This is a genomic window from Burkholderia stagnalis (assembly GCF_902830275.1).
Classification (GTDB): domain Bacteria; phylum Pseudomonadota; class Gammaproteobacteria; order Burkholderiales; family Burkholderiaceae; genus Burkholderia; species Burkholderia stagnalis.
In genome coordinates this window covers 1-18,319 of record NZ_CADESW010000013.1, presented here as the reverse complement: position 1 = coordinate 18,319, position 18,319 = coordinate 1, and the positions used below count along the sequence as shown (strand labels likewise).

Genomic DNA, 18,319 nt, shown 5'->3' with positions numbered 1-18,319 from the left:
CGCGGGCGCGCGTGAACGAAGCCCGGCGAGCGTCACCGCTGACGGTTGAAGCGGAGGATGAGGCTGTCGATTTCCGTCGCGAGGATCATGTCCGCGCAGTTGGCCGGGAGTTTCTCGCCCCGGCACTGCGGCTTGTAGACCGCGTCGCCGATCCGGATCGACCGCCCGCTCAGCGCGCAGCAGCTGCGCTTGCGGGACTTCGCGCTGATCCAGCGCTGTTCGTCGTAGCGAAAGCGCGTCGCGTCGCTCCACGACAGCAGCACCGCCGAGCCGGTCTGCCGCTCGGCGGCGACGACCGTGGCCCGACGGCGCGTGCTGCCGCTCGACGGCACCGGCGCGGCGTTGCGGCGGCGGTAGCCCGCGCCGCTCGCGTCGCGCAGCGATGGCGGCATTGCGCGTCCGGTCTCGGGGGATGCGTCGAGCAGCGTGATCATCCGCGCCCAACGGCTGAATTCGTTCATGGCGGCGTGTCCTTGGAAGTGGCGCAGCCCCCCGTTCGCGTCGCTGTCCGGCACCGGCAGCGCGGCGTGGGCCGACACGGGGCGACGATAACCGCTGCGCGATGAAAAGTCCTTTAGCGAATCTGAATCGTTCTGGCCGCGCTTCCGACACCGCCGACAGGAATCCGAATCACCCCTCGAATCCGTGCGCGCGTTCAAGAAATTTCAGATCGCTTCAGTACAGGCCGGGGGGCTGACGTGTAGCCTCCCCGCTGTGTTCGTATCCGTCGCGATCGCATCGTCGCATCGTGACGGCGAGCGCCTTGCGGTTGTCGGGCGAGGTTGCCACGCACCGATCACCTTCATCATCGTTTCACGCGGTGTCGTTCCGCCGCACGCTCAAGGAGACCCCATGCGTTCCACGCAAACCGACGCCGTCGAATCGACCCGGCGTCGCGAGATGCTGTTCGCCGGCGCGACGGCCGTCGCCGCCGCCGCGCTGCCCACCGCGGCCACTGCCGCCGGCGCGCCGAAACAGGCCGCCGCCCCTTCTGCCCATCACGGAGCCCATGCCATGAACACCATCACGACGAAAGACGGCACGCAGATCTACTACAAGGACTGGGGCGCCGGCCGCCCGGTGGTCTTCTCGCACGGCTGGCCGCTGTGCGCCGATGCATGGGACGCGCAGATGCTGTTCCTGGTGCAGCACGGCTATCGCGTGATCGCGCACGACCGCCGCGGCCACGGCCGCTCGGGCCAGCCGTCGCACGGCAACGACATGAACACCTATGCCGACGATCTCGCCGCGCTGCTCGACGCGCTCGACCTGCGCGAAGCCACGCTGGTCGGCCATTCGACGGGCGGCGGCGAAGTTGCGCACTACATCGGCCGCCACGGCACCAGGCGCGTCGCGAAGGCGGTGCTGATCGGCGCGGTGCCGCCGATCATGGCGAACACGGCCGCCTACCCGGGCGGCCTGTCGATCGACGTGTTCGACGGCATCCGCAAGAACGTCGCCGAGAACCGCTCGCAGTTCTACAAGGATCTCGCGGTGCCGTTCTTCGGCTTCAACCGGCCGAACGCAAAGGTGTCGCAGGGCACCATCGACGCATTCTGGGCGCAGGGGATGATGGGCGGCATTCTCGGCCAGTATCTGTGCGTCAAGGAATTCTCCGAGGTCGACTACACGGAAGACCTGAAGAAGATCGACGTGCCGACGCTGATCCTGCACGGCGACGACGACCAGATCGTGCCGATCGATCATTCCGCGCACCTGTCGGCGAAGCTCGTGAAGAAGGCGCAGCTCAAGGTGATCCCCGGCGGCTCGCACGGGATGTGCGTCGTCGACGCCGACAAGATCAACGCCGAACTGCTCGCGTTCCTGAAGGCGTAACGCGCCGGCGCTCGCGGCGACGCCCGGGCGCCTCGGGCGCCGCGAGCGCCTGCCGGCGCGCGCCGAATTCGCTCACGCGTGCCGGCGCGGCGGCGGCGCGGTGCCCGCCGGCTGCCATTCCCGTTGAAATTCCCGCTGCAATACCGGCATCGATGCCGGCCCGGCCAACGCCTTTTCGCCCGCCCGCTCGCGCGCGTAGCGCGCATGGCATACGGCGACGCGTTCGAATTCCCCCTCGGCGCGCAGCTTTTCCAGTGCATACGCGCGGGTCGATTCGCTGAGCCGGTACTGCGCGCGGGCGGTACGGAACTCGACGCTCAACAGCGACTTCGCGACCAGCTCGCCGAGCCCGCCGATGGTCTCCTCGATCGGCGTACCGAATACCGCCGCCACCGCGCACGCAGCGTCGAACGTGAACGGGCCGAAGAAGCATCCGAGGCGCCGAAACAGCGCGCGCGCCGCGGGGCTCAGCAGCGCATGGCTCCAGTCGAACGTCGCGCGCAGCGCCTGGTGGCGCGGCAGCGCGGCTCGCAAGCCGCCCGTCAGCAGGTTCAGGCGGTCGTCGAGGCGCGTGGCGACGCCTTCGATGCCGAGCGTCGCGACGCGCGCGGCCGCCAGTTCGATCGCCAGCGGCAGCCCCTCGAGACGCCGGCAGATGTCCCCGGCCAGCCGGATGCCGGCTTCGTCGGGCGCGCAATCGGCCGTCGCCGCGCGGACGCGGCAGAGAAACAGCTGGACCGCGGAACAGCCGGCGATCTCGTCGGCTCGCGCGCCGCTGGCGGGCACGGCGAGCGGCGCAACGCGCAACATCTGCTCGGCCGGGACGTGCAGCGGCTCGCGGCTGGTCACGAGCATCCGCAGCGTCGCGATGCGCGCCGCGAGCGCGTCGACGAGACCGGCAACCACGTCGACGACGTGCTCGGCGTTGTCGAGCACCACCAGGCAGCGCGACGCGGCGAGCGCGTCGGCGATGCCGTCGATGCCGTCGATGCCCGGGTCATCGTGGCCGGCCATGTCGAGCGCGGCGGCGAGCGCGCGCAGCACGTCGTCGCGCGTCGTGGCGCGCGCGAGTTCCACCCAATGCACGGTGTCGCGCGCGCGGCGCCGCAGGTCGCGGGCGACGTGCGCGGCGAGGCTCGTCTTGCCGATGCCGCCGGCGCCGACCAGTGTGACGACCGGCATCCGGTCGAGCATGTCGACGATCTGGCCGATCTCGGCCTGCCGCCCGATCAGCGGCGCGAATGAGGAAGGCAGGCCGTCGCCGCGCAGCGGCGCGTGCTCCGGCCGAGCCGCCGGTGCATCCGCGCGCGGGCCGGCCACCAGCATGTAGCCCCTGCCGGGCACGGTCTTGATCAGGTCGCGGCGGTCGCCGAGCAGCTTGCGCAACGCGGCGACGTGCACCTGGAGGCAGTTCTCCTCGACGATTACGCCCGGCCAGACGGCGTCCATGATGTCGTCCTTCGACACGACGCGACCGGCCGCGCGATGCAGCACCTCGAGAATGTCGAACGCGCGCGCGCCGATGCGCAGCGGCATGCCGTGGCGGCGAATGTCGCGCTGTTCGAAATCCACCGACAACGTCCCGATCTGGATCATGGCTGCCTCCGGCGACCTTTCGACGATGGCCCGCCGAACGCTGCGGCATCGGGCCGGGAATCGGCGCCCTGCGCCCCCTGGCGCACGATCGTGACTGGCATTGCCACGTGTGCAACCCGACTGTAAGCAGCCGCGGGCCGCCTGTCTTGAACGAAAGTCCACTGTGTGGGGGGCACGCCGCGGATTTTCGTTCAATTATGCTTGGGGCTGTCACGCGTCCCGTATAAACTGGCCGCCGGATTGTTCGCTCCCCTTCAAGGATTCCGCGCCATGTCGCCTTCACTCGCCGCGCCCCCCGCACCGCCGCCCAAGGACACGCTCGGATGCGTGGCGGGCCTGCTGTCGAGGGATGTCGAACATGTCGCGGACGGCCTCACGCTGCATCGCAAGTGCATGCCCAGCGAGCAATTCGAGCGCATCGTGATGCCCGCCTGCGACCGCGGCTTCCTGGTCGGCGTTTCGCTGAACGACGGGCATCGCCGCACGTTGTATCGGGGTGCGCGCAGCGCGGAACGATCGTTCCGCCATCACTCGATCTACATCCGGGACTTTTCCGAGCATTTCCACGCGGACCTCTACGGCAATTTCGATTTCGTGCTCGTGGAGCTGTCACGCGCGTATCTCGACCGGCTCGGCGACGAACACGGCGGCGCGCCCATCGGCGGCCTGACCTGCGCGGCCGACGCGCGCGACCCGCTCCTCGGCCATCTCGCGCATGCGGTTGCCGACAGCCTCGACGTGCCGGGCGCGCTCAATACGCTGTTCGTCGAGCAGATGGGGCTCGCGATCGGCACGCACCTCGCGCGCCGCTACGGCAGCGCGGCCCAGCGCGACCTCGCGCGCAAGGGCACGCTGTCGCCCGCGCACCTGGCGCGCGCGAAGGAACTGCTGATGCAGAAGGCGAACGCCGGCGTGTCGCTCGCGGATGTCGCGCAGGCGTGCAACCTGTCGCGCGGTTATTTCATCCGCGCGTTCTCGCGGACCACCGGCCGCACGCCGCACCAGTGGCTGCTCGATCAGCGCGTGGCCGAGGCGCGGCGGCTGATCGAAACGACCGCCATGACGCTCGCTGAAATCGCCGCGGCGTGCGAATTCGCGGACCAGAGCCACCTGAGCCGCGTGTTCGCGAAGGTCGTCGGCCATGCCCCCGGCGCGTGGCGGCGCGGCGCGGGGCGCTGAACCGACGCTTGCGCCGGCGCATAGCCCATCGCACGGCGCAATGCAAGTTAATCGTTATGAAGATTCCGGCGGCGGGGACGCATTCAGAACGTTTCATGTGACGGGGCGCGACGGGTCGCCTATCCTCGGCGTGCCAGCCCGGCACCCACCGAACCGCCGACCACCAGGCATCACCAGGAATCACCATGAACGACACCCGACTGCCCGTGCTGCTGAGCTTCAACGGCGGCTTCGTCGATACCGCGGGCTTTCTCGCGCTGCAAGGGCTCTTTACCGCACACGTGACCGGCAACTTCGTCACGCTCGGCGCGACGCTCGTGTCCGGCACGTCGGGCGCGATCGCGAAACTCGCGGCGCTGCCCGTGTTCTGCGTCGCGATCGTGCTCGCCACTGTCTGCGCGAACCGGCTGAACGCACGCGGCGCCGACGCGCTGCGCGTGATGCTGCTCGCGCAGGCCGCGCTGCTGACGGGCGGCGCGGCGCTCGCGGTATCCGTCGGGCCGTTTCCCGACAGCGATGCGCTGCCCGCCCTCGCGACCGGCATGACGCTCGTCGTCGCGATGGCCGTGCAGAACGCGCTGCACCGCCTGCATCTGTCCGACGCGCCGCCCACCACGCTGATGACGGGCACCGTCACGCAGATCATGATCTCGCTCGGCGAGCGCATCGGTTCGCACACGCCGCGCAAGCCGGGCGACGATGCGCGCCTGCGGAAGATGGCCGTCAGCGTCGCCGCGTTCGCCGCCGGTTGCGGCGCGGCGGCCGGCCTCTATCTGGCGGCGGGGCTGTGGTGCCTGTTCCTGCCGCCGCTGCTCGTGATGATCGGCCGCGCGTGCAGCGTTGCGCCGGGCAGCGCGCCCGACAGCACGCCGCGCTGATTGCCCCCGTCTCCCGCCGCGCGCCTCGCGTCGCGCGTCGATAAAAAAAGCTGCCGCGTCGCCGACGCGGCAGCTTCTTCACGTGTTCACGGTTCGAGCCAGGCGAGCCCGGCCCGCCGTCCTTACTTCGCGTGCACCGCCGGGATGATCTCGTGGGCGTTCGCGGTACGCTGCTTCGCCTTGTGCACCATCGTGTACGCGTAGTCGACGCCGATCCCGTACGCGCCCGAATGCTCCTTCGCGATCGCCATCACGGCGTCGTAGGTGCCGCGGTGCGCCCAGTCGCGCTGCCATTCGAGCATCACCTGCTGCCAGGTCACCGGCACGACGCCGGCCTGGATCATGCGCTGCATCGCGAAGTCGTGCGCTTCCTTCGTCGTGCCGCCCGACGCGTCGGCCACCATGTAGATCTCGTAACCGCCTTCGAGCATCGCGCACAGTGCGAACGTGTTGTTGCACACTTCGGTCCACAGGCCCGACACGACCACTTTCTTGCGGCCGTTCTTCGCGAGCGCGTCGCGCACCTTCTGGTCGTCCCACGAGTTCATCGAGGTCCGCTCGAGCAGCGGGTGATCCGGGAACACGTCGAGCAGCTCCGGATACGTGTAGCCCGAGAAGCTCTCGGTCTCGACGGTCGTGATGATCGTCGGGATATCGAAGGTTTTTGCCGCCTTCGCCAGCGCGACCACGTTGTTCTTCAGCACTTGCCGGTCGATCGACTGCACGCCGAATGCCATTTGCGGCTGCTGGTCGATGAAAATCATCTGACAGTTGTCCGGGGTAAGTACTTCGAGTTTCGGGTTGCTCATGTTGACTCCATCCTCTCAATCATCAAAACGTTACGGGCAGGCCGGCTTTCGCCGCACAACCGATGCGTCGGACGCACGGCAAGCGTGTGTCGCCGCATCGGCGCCGCCGAGCTTTTCGGCGTCTTTTTCATGCTAGCAACGTCCGGCTGAAATATCCTTAAATCTCCTTAATTCACCCGCGATGCACGGCGCAAGCGCGCATCGCCTGCCTACAATGCAATCGTCGCGGAGCATGCCGCACGCGCATTCCTGCCTTTCGCCTCATTCGTCCACGCACCGCCCGAGGTTCCACCCATGAAGATCTATGTCCTGTCGTTGCTCGCCGGCCTGCTGGTCGGCGTGATCTACAGCCTGCTGCACGTCCGCTCGCCCGCGCCGCCGCTCGTCGCGCTGGTCGGCCTGCTCGGCATCCTCGCCGGCGAGCAGGTCGTGCCGGTCGCCAAGCAGATGCTGTCGGGCACCGCGTTCCACACGGCATGGCGCGAATCGAAGTGCAATCAGCATATGTTCGGCGCATTGCCGGGGCGCGACGCGAATGCCGCCACCCAGGTCGCCAGCCAATCCACGGAGAACCGTACATGACCACGTCCAGCCCGAAATCGCCCGACATCATCCTGCGCAACGGGCGCTTCACGACCCTGAACCCGTCGCGCCCGACCGCGAGCGCGGTCGCGATCACCGACGGCGTCTTCTCGGCCGTCGGCGACGACAGCGAAGTGATGGCCCTCGCGGCCGGCCACACGGAAGTCGTCGATCTCGGCGGCCGCTCGGCGCTGCCGGGCCTGATCGACAATCACCTGCACATCATCCGCGGCGGGCTGAACTTCAACATGGAGCTGCGCTGGGACGGCGTGCGCTCGCTCGCGACCGCGATGGACATGCTCAAGCACCAGGTGGCGATCACGCCGGCGCCGCAATGGGTGCGCGTGGTCGGCGGCTTCACCGAGCACCAGTTCGTCGAGAAGCGGCTGCCGACGATCGAGGAACTGAACGCGGTCGCGCCCGATACGCCGGTGTTCATCCTGCACCTGTACGACCGCGCGATGCTCAACGCCGCCGCGCTGCGCGTGGTGGGCTACACGAAGGACACGCCCGAGCCGCCGGGAGGCGAGATCGTGCGGGACGCGCACGGCAACCCGAGCGGCCTGCTGCTCGCGAAACCGAACGCCGCGATCCTGTATTCGACGCTCGCGAAGGGCCCGAAGCTGCCGCTCGAATACCAGGTGAACTCGACGCGCCACTTCATGCGCGAGCTGAACCGCCTCGGCGTGACGGGCGCGATCGACGCGGGCGGCGGCTTCCAGAATTATCCGGAGGACTACCAAGTCATCCAGCAGCTCGCCGATGCGAAGCAGCTGACGATCCGCCTCGCCTACAACCTGTTCACGCAGAAGCCGCAGCAGGAGAAGGACGATTTCCTGAACTGGACCAGGACGTCGCGCTACAAGCAGGGCGACGACTATTTCCGCCACAACGGCGCGGGCGAGATGCTGGTGTTCTCCGCGGCGGACTTCGAGGATTTCCGCCAGCCGCGCCCGGACATGGCGCCGGAGATGGAATCCGATCTCGAGGACGTCGTGCGGATCCTCGCGCAGAACCGCTGGCCGTGGCGCATGCACGCGACCTACGACGAGACGATCAGCCGCGCGCTCGACGTGTTCGAGAAGGTGAATCGCGAGACGCCGCTCGCGGGCCTCAACTGGTTCTTCGATCACGCGGAGACGATCTCCGAGCGTTCGATGGATCGCATCGCGGCGCTCGGCGGCGGCGTCGCCGTGCAGCACCGGATGGCGTACCAGGGCGAGTATTTCGTCGAGCGCTACGGCGCGAAGGCCGGCGAGGCGACCCCGCCCGTCGCGAAGATGCTGTCGAAGGGGCTGAAGGTGTCCGCGGGCACCGACGCGACGCGCGTCGCGAGCTACAACCCGTGGGTGTCGCTGTCGTGGCTCGTGACCGGGCGCACCGTCGGCGGCCTGCGCCTGTATCCGCAGGCGAACTGCCTCGACCGCGAAACGGCGCTGCGGATGTGGACCGAGAACGTCACGTGGTTCTCGAACGAGGAAGGCAAGAAAGGCCGGATCGAAGTCGGCCAGCTCGCCGACCTGATCGTGCCCGACCGCGATTTCTTCGCATGCGCCGAGGCCGACATCGCCGACACGACGTCGCTGCTGACCGTGGTGGGCGGCAAGGTCGTCTATGCGGCAGGCCCGTTCGCCGGCCGCGACGCGCCGCCGCCGCCCGCGATGCCCGACTGGTCGCCCGTGCGCGCATTCGGCGGCTATGCCGGCTGGGGCGCGGCAGGCGGCGACGGCCAGCCGCTGCACCGCGCGGCCGCGCAGATGTGCGGCTGCGCGAGCGCGTGCGGCGTGCACGGCCATGCGCATGCGCGCGCGTGGTCGAGCGAGGTGCCGGCCTCCGACCTGAAATCGTTCTGGGGTGCGCTCGGCTGCGCATGCTGGGCCGTCTGATGAACGGCATCGTCCGCCGGATCGACGCCCACGCGGCCGCGCTGCTGCGGCCGCTGGTGCAGAGCCGGTTCGTCCGCTGGCTGGGCCTGCTCGGCCTGTGCTCCGCCTACCTGCAGGGCGGCCTGCACAAGGCCGGCGATTTCGGCGCGGCCATCGCCGAGATGCAGCACTTCGGCGTCGAGCCGGCCGCGCCGGTCGCGGCGCTGGTGATCGCGGTCGAGCTGGTCGCACCGCTGCTGATACTCACCGGCGTGCTGCGCTGGCTCGGCGCCGGCGTGCTCGCGGGCTTCACGCTGTTCGCCGCGAGCGTCGCGAACGCGTTCTGGCACGCGCCGCCGGATGCCCGCTTCGGGCTCACCGCCGCGTTTCTCGAACACGTCGGGCTCGCATGCGCATTCGCGCTGGTTGCGCTGCACGACCTGCATGAGCGCAGCGTGCCCACTCCCCCCGACACCGGCTCCCGATAGCCGGTTCATCCTCTCATGCCAACACCATGTCGAACCAGGTAATGAAACAAACTTCGATGAAACTCAAGACGCTCGTGCTTTCCGCCGCACTCGGCCTCGCCGTGTCGATCGGCACGGCGGGCGTCGCGCACGCCGCGCAGCCGGCCCGCCCCGCGCCGACCGTCGCCGTCGCGCCGCAATTCGATACGACCCACGTGTACGTCGCGCCCGAGGACGTCGACCGCTTCGTCGCGAGCTTCCTCGCGACCTTCGGCGGCAAGAGCACGCCGCAGGTCGTCGCGACGGTCACGCCGACGCCCAGCTCGACCACGTCGCAACTGCTGCAGACGCCGGTCGGCACGGTGTCGCTGTTCGGCTTCAAGACGCCCGTGCCCTATCCGTTCGGCGCGGAACGCACCGGCTACCTCGTGAGCGACATCGACCGCGCGATCCGCGATGCGCGGGCAGCCGGCGCGAGCGTGCTGGTCGAGACGTTCCCGGATCCCATCGGCCGCGACGCGGTGATCCAGTGGCCGGGCGGCGTCAACATGCAGCTCTACGTCCACACGACGAAGCCCAACTACGCGCCGTTCGAACGCGTGCCGGAGAACCGCGTCTACGTGCCCAGCGACGTCGCGAACGCGTTGATCCGCGGCTTCGCGCGCTTCTCGCACGGCAAGGTGGTGTCCGACGTCGCGCAGGCGCCCGGCGTCGAGATCGGCCGGCCCGACGACCACTATCGCCGGGTGCGGATCGAATCGCCGTTCGGCAAGATGGTCGTGCTCGTGACGGACGGCCGCCTGCCCTATCCGTACGGCCGCGACACCACCGGCTACGAAGTCGCGAACCTGGCGGAGACGCTCGACAAGGCGAAGGCCGCGGGCGTGACCGTGCTCGTGCCGCCGTATTCGGCCGATGGACGCGACGCCGCGATGGTGCAATTCCCCGGCGGCTACGTCGCCGAGATCCACCAGACGGCGCAGCCGTGACGCGCACCGCCAGCCGCGCGCCTGAACCGCGTCGCGCGCGCGCCGTGCGGTTCTGCGCATCGCTGTTCGCGCTGCTGCCGCTCTGGCCGATGGCGGCCGCCGCGCAGGAAACCGACGCGCCGATCGTGCCGGACGACCTGCCGGCGCAGCGCCCGGCGATCATGACGAACCGCTGGCAGGAACGCTGGTATGCGCTCGCGAACCCGGCCTTGCGCACCGAACCGCTCGACAGCCTGAAGTACATCCCGCTGTCGGCCACCGATCCGTACAGCTACGTGTCGCTGGGCGCGGTGCTGCGCGAGCGGTTCGAATCGTCCGACGCGGGCAATTTCGGCGTCGGGAAGACGGCCGGCGATTCGTACCTGATCCAGCGTTTTCGCTTCAACGTCGACGTGCACCTGAACCGGCACGTCGAGCTGTACACCGAGTTCGAGGATGCGCGCGCGTTCGGCAAGAACACCGTGACGCCCGTCGACAAGAATCCGCTCGACCTGCGGCTCGCGTTCGTGTCGTTCGTGCAGCCGTTCGATGCGGGCACGTTGAAGGTCCGCGTCGGGCGGCAGGATTTCCTGTTCGACCTGCAGCGCTTCGTGTCGTCGCGCGACGGCCCGAACGTGCGGCAATCGTTCGATGCGGTGTGGGCGAACTGGGTGAGCGGCCCGTGGCGCGTGATCGGCTTCGTCAGCCAGCCGGTGCAGTATCGCGACGTCAAGGCGTTCGACGATACGTCGAACCCGGGCATGCGGTTTCATACGATCCGGATCGAACGCCAGGTGCTCGGGAAAAACGAGCTCTCCGCGTACTACTCGCTGTACGAGCGCGACAACGCACGCTACATCGGCGCACGCGGCAACGAACGCCGCAACGTGTTCGATGCGCGCTTCGCGGGCGCGGCCAGCGGCATCGATTGGGATCTCGAAGCAATGGGGCAGACGGGCAGCGTCGGCCCCGAGCGCGTGCGCGCGTGGGCGGCGGGTTCGCGCGTCGGCTACACGTTCGCCAAGGCCGCATGGTCGCCGCGCGTCGGATTGCAGATCGACGCGGCGTCCGGCGACCGGCATCCGGGCGACGGCACGCTCGGCACGTTCAATCCGCTGTTTCCGAACGGCTACTACTTCACGCTCGCGGGTTTCACCGGCTATTCGAACCTGATTCACGTGAAGCCGTCGATCACGGTCAAGCCGTTGCCGAAGCTCACGCTGCTCGGCGCGCTCGCATTCCAGTGGCGCGCGACGACGGACGACGCGGTCTACACGCAGCCCGCCACCCCGGTCGCGGGCACCGCCGGGCGCGGCACGCGCTGGACGGGGGCATATGCGCAGGTGCGCGCCGACTATACGTTCAACAGCCACCTGACGGGGGCCGTCGAAGGCGTCTACTATGCGGTCGGCGATACGATCCGCGCGGCGGGCGGCCACAACAGCGAGTACCTGGGCGTCGAGCTGAAGTTCGGGTGGTGAGCGCGCGGCCACGCGGGAAGGACTCGCCGGCCGGCGCCGGGTCGGCCGCTTTCCATTCGGGGCTGCCGGCCCGTCACGTTCCGGAATGGCGTCCCTCGCACCTGATCTCGGCCGAAGGCATGCCGAACAAGTAGCCCTGCGCCAGCACATCCGGAAATTGCCGGATCCAGTCCAGTTGACGATCGTTCTCGACGCCTTCGACGACGACCGACAGACCGAGCTTGCGCGCCATCTCGATCATGCTCGCGACGATCAGGCAAGGTCGCGCGTCATGCGGGATATCCTCCAGCAGCGAGCGATCGATCTTCACTCCGCTGAGCGGATATCGCCACAAGTTGACCAGCGACGCATATCCCGTGCCGAAGTCGTCCATGACGATCCCGACGTTCATCGCACGCAACGCATCGAGCTGGGCCATCACGTGATCGGCGTGCTCCAGCGTGGCCGTTTCCGTCATTTCAAGAATCAGCCGCTCCGGCGGAACATCGAAACGCCGAAGGACGGAGCGAATCGCATCGGGCACCCCGCCTGCCGTCAGGCAAACCGCTGAAAGGTTGACGGATATGGGAAAGCGTCCGCTCCCGATCTTGAGCGTGCGACACACCTGCTCCAGCACGACTTCCGTGATGCGGAGAACGAGCCCCGTCCGCTCCGCCGTTTCGATAAATGCCCCGGGCGTCACCAGCCCTCTCACGGGGTGCTGCCAGCGGATCAGCGCCTCGTGCGACACCACCCGGTTCGACGCGACGTCGACAACCGGCTGGTACACGACGAAAAACTCATGACGCAGCAGCGCGATGCGCAGATCGTCGTGAAGACCGGCATCCGTATGCTGCTGCGTGCTCACGCCGTCGGCATGACATGGGTCGCTGTGCATCCCGCCTCCGCTGTTGCAAAGTCCGCCAACGCCCGGCCGTTGCAATCGGGCCAGTGGCCGCGATTCATTGCGATTCGTCGTTCCGGCGCAGCGCGTCGTCGACATGATCGATCCGGAATTGCTCGGGATCCTTGCCCACCAGCCAATGCGGCGTGCGCCCTCTCCCGGACCACGTGGCGCCCGTTTTCGGATCCCAATACTTCGGCTTGACCGACACGCGAACGCGCCGATTCCGACCTTGCTGCGCGAGGGAGCCGCGAATGACACCGCTCTCCGCGAGCAGCTCGACGACGCGTTCCGCGATCAGGCGCGCCTCCTGCTCACGGGCGACCTCGATTTCCATCTTCAGCTTTTCGAGTTGATTCAATAATTCGCGATACGTATTCATGGCCGTTTCTCGTCGATACGCGTCTGCCGAGGCTCACGCCGCCCGGCGCTGTCTTACCTGCACCACCCGCTCTACCGCGCCACGCCCCAGTTGAATCCGACCTGCCTGCGGATGATCAGGCAGCTCGGTGGCGAGTCGACGAGCGTCACGGTTTCGCGCGGCCGAGCCGGATTCACGTAGACGGTCACGGCCTTGACCAGCTGCGTACCGCTGTAACCGGCCAAGGTCGAACGCGCGACCGCCTTGCACGGCGTCGGCGCGCTGGAAATCCGCTCGACCATGATCGTGCAGCCGCCCGCCGGCGATGGCGCCGTTGTCAGCGACAACACCGCGGACGCGTCCGGGTATTCGAGCCCGGATAGCGAGAACACCGGCTCTCCATCCGGATTGCCGCGATCCCAGTCCAGCGCGACATCCGTATGCTTCGTTTGCGCGAACATGCGATCGGATATCTGAGAAACCGCTGCCAGGCAGCGTCGCGCACCCACGGCGCGTGCCGCCTGTGCGAGTACCGTTTGGGGGAGATCTGGCGTCGTCGACGGCACCATCGAACCGGATTGGGCGATGGCCACCTGCATGGAAACTCCCGTCAGCGCACCAATGCCGCATGCCACCTTCAGGCATGCGGCATACCATGATTTCGCCGAAGGGCGTCGTGCACGCGAATTCGAAATGAACATGGCTGGACTACTGCTTCGATAAAAAGGGGGCATCCCGTGACGCCCCAACCACCACGGCACAGCTGCTCATCAAGGAACCTGACGCGAGGCCACCAAGTCGCTCCCTGCGATAAACCGATGCCTTTCCGGCAACCTGCTACGACCTGCCGATATCCATCAGCACTTCTACCCGACGATTCTTCCCGCGCCCGGCTTCGGTCGCATTCGAATCGACCGGATTTTCCTTGCCGTATCCGTGATTCACGAAGCGTTCCGCCTTGAGCCCGTGCGCCTGGAGATACGTTGCGACGGCGCGTGCGCGACGCTCGGAAAGATCCTGGTTGTACGCGTCGGATCCGACCGAGTCGGTATAGCCGTTGACGGTCACCGTGCCGATCCGCGCACCGCGAACCTGATTGATCAGGTCATCCAGCCGCGCCCGTGCGGCAGGCTTCAGCGTGTCCTTCGCCGTATCGAAGTTCGCATCGGCACTCAGTGACACGTTTTTCGGCAACGATGATGTGGATGGCGTAACGGCAGGCTCGGCCGGCGAAGCCTGCGCCTCAGCGCCGCATTGGAACGTGATGCTCCGGTCATCGGGCTTTCCGTCGGTCGTGACGCCCAGGCGAGATTCGGCGGACAGCATCCTGACCGGCTGCCCTTTGCAGATCTCGTCCGCCTGTTTCCGACAAGCGCCCGGCCCTTCGAGGAGACCATGGCAAGTCACGCGATAGGCCGCCTCACCATTGGGTAACGTAAGCGTGTAATTCGAATAGGTCGGCCCCGATGCGCTCGTGCATCCGGCGAGCAACACCAGACCGAACAGAATTACGGATTTTCCAGTAGACATGACGTCCCTCACTCTTGTTGTTTCACGTTCGCCCATGCCTGGGAAGCACACCGCGACACGCATGGCGTCCCGATGCGTCCCGTCGCTCGCTTACCACTGGTAGCCGACACCCACACCATACGTGTAACCCGCACTGCCGCCGCCGACTCCACCTTTCAGCTTCAGGTTGTCCGTGAGGCGCGCGGTGAACCCGATCGCAACGGCGCTGTAGCCTTGATAGCTCGCGCTGCCAATCCCGACGGCAATCGTCTTGCCCGCGTCCACCTCCGGAATCATCGTCAGCGCGGTGGCGGCCGCAACGCCTGCATACGCCTTGCGAGCCACGTCGTTGACGCTGGACTGCACGGCGCCCAGCTGCGACACGTTCACCGCGTCCGTCGGGTTGACGCCTGCCGCGACATTCGTGATCCGACGCTCGCTGCCGGGCGCACCGACCGATACCGTGTTTGCCTCGGTCGCCATCGAGTTCGCGCCCAGCGCCACCGCACCGGGCGCCATCGCCGCTGCGCCCTGGCCGATCGCCGTGGCGTTGCTGCCCGACACCAGTGCCTTGGCACCGATCACGGTCCCGCCATCGCTGTTCGCGCTGGCGCCGTTGCCCAGCGCCACGGAGTTGGCTTGCGATGCGATCGCGTTTGCGCCGATTGCGACCGCATTCGTTCCGGTTGCGCCCGTGTTGTCGAAATTCCCTTGCTGCGAGCCGGCGTCGTTCACGCTGACGTAATGGGCGGTGCTACCCGTCGATGCAGTGGACAGGCGACTGATGCTCGTCGACAGCGACGTGATCAGCGTGGTGCTGGTTCCCTGGCTCGTCGAAAGCGACGCGATATTCGACATCGTCGACGTCGACAGGCTGTTGATCGCCTGGATCGTCGTGTACAGCTGCGAGCCGTTGACCGCGTCCGTGCTGCTCGCCGTTACCCGGCCGGCTGCCACGTTGGTGATCTGGCGTTCCGCGCCCGGTGCGCCCACGCTGACGACGCTGACCGGTGTCGCACCGGCGAACGTGTAGCTCGCGCCGCCGATCGTCGCACTTGCCGTCGGGTTCGCCGCCGCCGTCGTCGAACCCGAACCCAGCGCAACGTCGCCCGCGTTGTTCGCCACCGCATTCGGGCCGATCGCCACCGAATCGGCGCCGAGCGCCTGGCTGTCCGGCAGCGTCGAATTCGCGTGGAAGTACTTGATGCCGCCGCCGTTGACAATGTTGTTGACGGTATTGCCAAGGCTGTCGACCGCCTGATTGGTCGCGTACAACTGCGACCCGTTGACTGCATCGGTGCTCGTCGCCGAGGCCCTGCCTGCCGCCACGTTGGTAATTTGGCGCTCCGCGCCCGGTGCGCCCACGCTGACGACGCTCGTCGGACTTGCGCCGGCAAGCACATACGTCGTGCCATTGATCGTCGCGCTGGCGGTCGGGTTCGCTGCCGCCGTTACCGAGCCCGAGCCCAGCGCCACGTCGTTCGCGTTGTTGGCCACGGCGCTCGAGCCCAGTGCGATCGAACCCGCGCCCGCTGCCGTCGATGTGTTGCCGAGCGCGACCGAGCCCGTCCCCGTCGCGACGTTGGCATTGCCCAGCGCGACCGCGCCCTGGCCGTTCGACGTGTTGTTCGCCCCCATCGCCACTGCGCCCGTGCCGGTTGCCACGTTCGGATCGCCGATCGCAACCGCGCCGTCGCCCGACGCCGTGTTGCCGACCCCGATCGATACCGCCTTGCCGCCCGTCGCCATCGCGCTCTGACCGATCGCGACCGCGCCGCCCGAGTTCGCATTCGCGCCGTCGCCGACCGCTACGCTGCTTGCGCCTGCCGCCGTTGCGTTCGTGCCTGCGGCCAGTGCGTTGATGCCGGTCGCGCCGTCGTTGTTGTAGTTGCCCTGCTGCGTGCCGTTGTCGTTCACGCTGTAGTAGTGTGTTTTCGATGCGTTCAGCGCGGTCGAAAGCGAGCTGAAGCCGGTCGAGGTCGACGTCGACAGCGAGGCGACGCTGCTATTGGTCGTGCTCAGGCCGGTGGACAGCGAGCCGATGCCGGTCGAGGTCAACGTCGACAGCGAGGCGACCGTGCTGTCGGTTGTGCTCAGGCCCGTCGACAACGAGCTGATACCGGTCGAAGCCGACGTGGACAGCGATGCGATCGAGCTGGTGGCCGCGCTCAAACCCGTCGACGTGGACGTCGACAGGCTGTTGATCGCCGTGTTCGTCGCGAACAGCTGCGAGCCGTTGATCGCGTCCGTGCTCGTCGCCGTCACCTGGCCTGCTGCGACGTTCGTGATCTGGCGCTCCACGCCTGGCGCGCCGATGCTCACGACGCCCGTCGGATTGGTGCCCGCGTAGTTGTACGTCACGCCACCGACCGTGCCCGACACCGTCGGATTGGCCGCCGTCGTCACCGAGCTCGAGCCCAATGCCACGTCGTTCGCGTTCGTCGCCATCGCGCCCTTGCCGATCGCGACCGAACCGCTCGCGCCCGAGTTCGCGCCGTCGCCGACCGCCACGCTGCTCGCACCCGCCGCAGTCGCGTTCGTGCCCGCGGCCAGTGCGTTGATGCCGGTCGCGCCGTCGTTGTTGTAGTTGCCCTGTTGCGTGCCGTTGTCGTTCACGCTGTAGTAGTGCGTCTTTGCTGCGTTGATCGCCGTCGAGGTCGAGGTTGAGAGCGACGCGATCGAGCTGGTCGCCGTGCTCAGACCCGTCGACGTGGACGTCGACAGCGATGCCACCGTGCTGTCAGTCGTGCTCAGGCCCGTCGACAACGAGCCGATGCCGGTCGATGCCGACGTGGACAGCGATGCAATCGAGCTGGTCGCCGTGCTCAACCCTGTCGACGTGGACGTCGACAGCGAAGCCACCGTGCTGTCAGTCGTGCTCAGGCCCGTCGACAACGAGCCGATGCCGGTCGAAGCCGACGTGGACAGCGATGCAATCGAGCTGGTCGCCGTGCTCAACCCCGTCGACGTGGATGTCGACAGACTGTTGATTGCCGTGTTCGTTGCGAACAGCTGCGAGCCGTTGATCGCGTCCGTACTCGTCGCCGTCACCTGGCCCGCTGCAACGTTGGTCACCTGACGCTCGGCGCCGGCTGCGCCGACGCTGACGACGCTGCTCGGCGTCGCACCAGCGAACGAGTAGCTTGTGCCGCCGATGGTCGCGCTCGCCGTCGGGTTCGCCGCCGCCGTGACGGAGCCGCTGCCGAGTGCGACGTCGCCGGCATTGTTCGCAGCGGCGTTCGGGCCGATGGCGACCGAATCGGTGCCGAGAGCCTTGCTGTCCGGCGCAGTCGAGTTCGCGTGGAAGTACTTGATGCCCTGGCTGTTGATACTGTCGATCGCGGCGCCCACATTGTTGACGGTACTCGTCGTGCCGTTCGCGTTGTACGTGGTGTACGACGGCGCGGAAATCGTGCCGGTCGCCGGATTGTAGGTCGCACCACCGCCAAGCGCCGCAGCGGTGCCGCTGCCGAGGTTGTTGGTGGTGGAGACAGCGGTGCTCAAGCCCGTCGACAGCGAGCCGATGCCGGTCGAGGCCGACGTGGACAGCGATGCGATCGCGCTATTGGCCGACGAGATGCCGGTCGAAGCGGAGGTCGACAGTGACGTGGCCGTGCTGTTGGTGGTCGACAGCCCCGTGGACAGCGAGTCGACGCCACTTTGCGCCGTGCTGATCCCCGTCGACGCTGATGTCGACAACGACGTCACCGTGCTGTTGGTCGTGCTCAACCCCGTCGACAGCGAACCGATGCCGGTCGACGTCGAGGTCGACAGCGACGCGATCGAACTGTTGGCCGACGAAATTCCTGTCGAAGCCGACGTCGACAGCGACGTCACCGTGCTGTTGGTCGTGCTCAACCCCGTCGACAGCGAACCGATGCCGGTCGACGTCGAGGTCGACAGCG

General features: G+C 67.7%; 16 protein-coding genes and 1 pseudogene. 9 read left to right on the top strand and 8 right to left on the bottom strand.

Annotation, left to right across the window (positions count from 1 at the left end):
- Nucleotides 1–32 precede the first annotated feature (32 nt).
- The gene (locus HWY45_RS21760) at nt 33–461 is read right to left on the bottom strand and encodes a DUF3331 domain-containing protein (protein WP_059880722.1); all 429 of its coding nucleotides are present in this window, start codon (nt 459–461) and stop codon (nt 33–35) included.
- A gap of 391 nt (nt 462–852) precedes the next feature.
- Between HWY45_RS21760 and HWY45_RS21755 the strand changes: the two genes are divergently transcribed.
- A complete protein-coding gene (locus HWY45_RS21755) occupies nt 853–1,836 on the top strand; it encodes an alpha/beta fold hydrolase (protein WP_059566815.1) in 984 nt (327 codons plus the stop codon).
- Between the two features lie 90 nt (nt 1,837–1,926).
- Here HWY45_RS21755 and HWY45_RS21750 read toward each other — a convergent pair.
- Nucleotides 1,927–3,432 (bottom strand): annotated as a pseudogene (locus HWY45_RS21750) (ATP-binding protein); the annotation flags it as partial.
- A gap of 270 nt (nt 3,433–3,702) precedes the next feature.
- Between HWY45_RS21750 and HWY45_RS21745 the strand changes: the two are divergent.
- Nucleotides 3,703–4,611 carry an AraC family transcriptional regulator gene (locus HWY45_RS21745; protein ID WP_059806312.1) on the top strand — a complete coding sequence of 303 codons (909 nt, stop codon included), beginning with the start codon at nt 3,703–3,705 and terminating at the stop codon, nt 4,609–4,611.
- Between the two features lie 185 nt (nt 4,612–4,796).
- The gene (locus tag HWY45_RS21740; RefSeq protein WP_059806317.1) at nt 4,797–5,489 is read left to right on the top strand and encodes a YoaK family protein; all 693 of its coding nucleotides are present in this window, start codon (nt 4,797–4,799) and stop codon (nt 5,487–5,489) included.
- 122 nt (nt 5,490–5,611) lie between these two features.
- Here the strand turns inward: HWY45_RS21740 and HWY45_RS21735 are convergent, their stop codons facing one another.
- Complete coding sequence (locus HWY45_RS21735) at nt 5,612–6,298, bottom strand: hydrolase (RefSeq protein ID WP_017335687.1); 687 nt, start codon at nt 6,296–6,298, stop codon at nt 5,612–5,614.
- Between the two features lie 294 nt (nt 6,299–6,592).
- On the opposite strand from HWY45_RS21735, the gene HWY45_RS21730 reads away from it, so the two are divergent.
- Genes HWY45_RS21730 through HWY45_RS21710 form a run of 5 tightly spaced genes read left to right on the top strand, consistent with a single transcriptional unit; the run spans nt 6,593 to nt 11,661 of the window.
- Nucleotides 6,593–6,880 (top strand): XapX domain-containing protein, encoded by a 288-nt coding sequence (locus HWY45_RS21730; protein WP_059806321.1) that lies wholly within the window; start codon nt 6,593–6,595, stop codon nt 6,878–6,880.
- Entirely contained in the window at nt 6,877–8,766 is a 1,890-nt protein-coding gene (locus HWY45_RS21725) for an amidohydrolase (RefSeq protein WP_059880671.1), read from the top strand. The genes HWY45_RS21730 and HWY45_RS21725 overlap by 4 nt, the downstream gene beginning before the upstream one ends.
- On the top strand, nt 8,766–9,233 hold the full coding sequence (locus tag HWY45_RS21720; RefSeq protein WP_230941879.1) for a DoxX family protein: 468 nt from the start codon (nt 8,766–8,768) through the stop codon (nt 9,231–9,233). Before HWY45_RS21725 ends, HWY45_RS21720 begins: the two co-directional genes overlap by 1 nt.
- Nucleotides 9,234–9,289: 56 nt before the next feature.
- Nucleotides 9,290–10,201, top strand: a complete 912-nt coding sequence (locus tag HWY45_RS21715; protein WP_196481544.1) for a VOC family protein — start codon at nt 9,290–9,292, stop codon at nt 10,199–10,201.
- Nucleotides 10,198–11,661: an alginate export family protein gene (locus HWY45_RS21710; RefSeq protein WP_230946886.1), complete on the top strand. Its 1,464-nt coding sequence runs from the start codon at nt 10,198–10,200 to the stop codon at nt 11,659–11,661. Before HWY45_RS21715 ends, HWY45_RS21710 begins: the two co-directional genes overlap by 4 nt.
- A 73-nt stretch (nt 11,662–11,734) precedes the next feature.
- On the opposite strand, the gene HWY45_RS21705 is transcribed toward HWY45_RS21710, so the two are convergent.
- From HWY45_RS21705 to HWY45_RS21685, 5 genes are all read right to left on the bottom strand, one after another.
- Complete coding sequence (locus HWY45_RS21705; RefSeq protein ID WP_081069725.1) at nt 11,735–12,643, bottom strand: EAL domain-containing protein; 909 nt, start codon at nt 12,641–12,643, stop codon at nt 11,735–11,737.
- A complete protein-coding gene (locus tag HWY45_RS21700; protein WP_059566807.1) occupies nt 12,603–12,926 on the bottom strand; it encodes an H-NS histone family protein in 324 nt (107 codons plus the stop codon). The genes HWY45_RS21705 and HWY45_RS21700 overlap by 41 nt, the downstream gene beginning before the upstream one ends.
- A gap of 71 nt (nt 12,927–12,997) precedes the next feature.
- A complete protein-coding gene (locus HWY45_RS21695) occupies nt 12,998–13,504 on the bottom strand; it encodes a hypothetical protein (RefSeq protein ID WP_063895628.1) in 507 nt (168 codons plus the stop codon).
- Nucleotides 13,505–13,742: 238 nt separating this feature from the next.
- Nucleotides 13,743–14,435, bottom strand: a complete 693-nt coding sequence (locus tag HWY45_RS21690; protein WP_059880725.1) for an OmpA family protein — start codon at nt 14,433–14,435, stop codon at nt 13,743–13,745.
- Nucleotides 14,436–14,525: 90 nt separating this feature from the next.
- Entirely contained in the window at nt 14,526–17,918 is a 3,393-nt protein-coding gene (locus tag HWY45_RS21685) for a YadA-like family protein (RefSeq protein ID WP_279607722.1), read from the bottom strand.
- Between HWY45_RS21685 and HWY45_RS37170 the strand changes: the two genes are divergently transcribed.
- A partial coding sequence (locus HWY45_RS37170; protein ID WP_279607721.1) for a hypothetical protein occupies nt 17,911–18,319 on the top strand: 409 nt, incomplete at its 3' end. The two genes, HWY45_RS21685 and HWY45_RS37170, sit on opposite strands and share 8 nt — an antisense overlap.